This is a genomic window from Alteribacillus sp. JSM 102045 (genome assembly GCF_041949975.1).
GTDB lineage: Bacteria > Bacillota > Bacilli > Bacillales > Marinococcaceae > Alteribacillus.
In genome coordinates this window covers 1-1,915 of sequence record NZ_JBHFQG010000082.1, presented here as the reverse complement: position 1 = coordinate 1,915, position 1,915 = coordinate 1, and the positions used below count along the sequence as shown (strand labels likewise).

General features: G+C 45.4%; 2 protein-coding genes. Both read left to right on the top strand.

All coding sequences use genetic code 11. The annotated features are described in order from the left end of the window. Nucleotides 1–4: 4 nt before the first annotated feature. Nucleotides 5–1,021, top strand: a complete 1,017-nt coding sequence (gene moaA, locus ACE1TI_RS21660) for a GTP 3',8-cyclase MoaA (protein ID WP_375009574.1) — start codon at nt 5–7, stop codon at nt 1,019–1,021. Between the two features lie 23 nt (nt 1,022–1,044). Beyond that, nucleotides 1,045–1,915: ThiF family adenylyltransferase (locus ACE1TI_RS21655; protein WP_375009573.1), on the top strand; the 871-nt coding region annotated here is incomplete at its 3' end.

The window sequence follows — 1,915 nt, the reverse complement described above, 5'->3', positions numbered from 1 at the left end:
AATAATGGAAAAACACTTCATTACAGATACGCTCGACCGTCCTTTGCGCGACTTGCGTATTTCTGTCATAGATCGCTGCAATTTTCGCTGTTCCTACTGCATGCCAAAAGAAATATTTGGTGATGATTATCCATTCATGCCAGAAAGCGAGCTGCTTTCGTTTGAAGAAATTCTCCGCCTGGCCGAACCATTTACAAAGCTGGGAGCAGAAAAAATACGGATTACCGGCGGCGAGCCTTTAATGCGAAAAAACCTCGCCATATTAATAGAACAATTGTCTGCCTTAGATGGTGTCCGGGATATCGGCTTAACCACTAACGGAGTGTATTTAGTAAAACAAGCGAAAGCTTTACAAGAAGCCGGCCTCCACCGAGTCAATGTCAGCCTGGATGCGATCGATGAGAAGATTTTTCAGACGATGAATGGACGAAACGTGAAACCGCAGGCTGTCTTGAACGGTATCGATGCAGCACTGGCAGCAGGGTTGCAGGTAAAAGTGAATATGGTCGTGAAAAAAGGAGTAAATGACGGACAAATCCGTCCGATGGCTGAATATTGCAAAGAAAAAGGGATTACTCTTCGTTTTATCGAGTACATGGATGTCGGCCAAACGAACGGATGGAATTTTTCAGAAGTGGCCACTAAAAAAGAAATGTATGAAAAGCTGACCCATATTTCTCCTTTGATCCCTGTAGAAAAAGCTTATTTTGGGGAAGTCGCCTCAAGATACCGCTACAAAGACAGTGATGTGGAAGTTGGGTTTATATCTTCGGTATCAGACGCCTTCTGTTCAAGCTGCACCCGCGCCCGCATTTCAGCAGACGGAAAGCTTTACACGTGTCTTTTCGCGGAATCAGGCCACGATCTTCGAGGATTCCTAAGAAATGGTGCATCCACCGAAGAACTGGAGAAATACCTCACTTCCATCTGGATTTCGCGAAATGACCGTTATTCCGAGGAAAGAACCGAAGAAACGGTGAAAAACCGCAAAAAAATTGAAATGTCTTATATTGGCGGATAACTACAACCAGGGAGGAAAAGCAGATGGACACTCGTTACGCAAGACAGGAGCTTTTCTCCGGAATAGGAAAAGAAGGACAAACACGGCTTAAGAAAAAACATGTGCTCGTGCTCGGAGCCGGAGCTCTTGGCAGCGCAAGTGCAGAAACTCTCGTACGGGCTGGTGTCGGCACGCTCACTATGATAGACAGAGACTTTGTGGAATGGAGCAACCTTCACCGTCAGCAGTTATATACTGAAGAGGATGCGGAAAATAATTATCCAAAGGCTATAGCAGCCAAAAACCGTCTGCAGTCTATTAATGAAGAAACGACGGTAAAAGCATACGTGATGGATGCGAAAGCCGATAATCTAGAAAAGCTGATACAGGATGCTGATTTGATTATCGACGGCAGTGATAACTTTGATATTCGCTTTATTATCAATGATCTTTCTCAGAAATATCAGGTTCCCTGGATTTTTGGAGCTTTTGCGGGCAGCTTTGGCATGACTTATACGTTTTTGCCGGAGAAAACCCCTTGTCTTCAATGCATTCTTCCAACCATTCCGGCTGGCAGTATGAGCTGTGAAACGTCCGGTATCATAGCACCGGCTGTTCAGATGACATCTGCCCACCAAACGACCGAAGCGTTGAAAATCCTTACAGAACAGGAAGAGTCCCTGCGCGGAACGTTGCTGTTGTTTGATGTGTGGAACACCCAGCAGCAATCGATTCGCACGGACAAAGTAAAAAAACCCGACTGCCCTTCCTGCGGCAAACATCGCACCTACCCGTACTTAGTGAACGAACAGGACACAAAGCTTGAAGTTTTATGCGGACGAAACACCGTCCAAATTCGTCCCTCTGAAAAACAAGAGTATGATTTTAACAACCTGGAGAGCGAGCTTAGTGAAT

Bases quoted from the DNA above. Each gene is read 5' to 3' on its own strand.
- moaA (WP_375009574.1), top strand. From the start codon at position 5: ATGGAAAAACACTTCATTACAGATACGCTCGACCGTCCTTTGCGCGAC.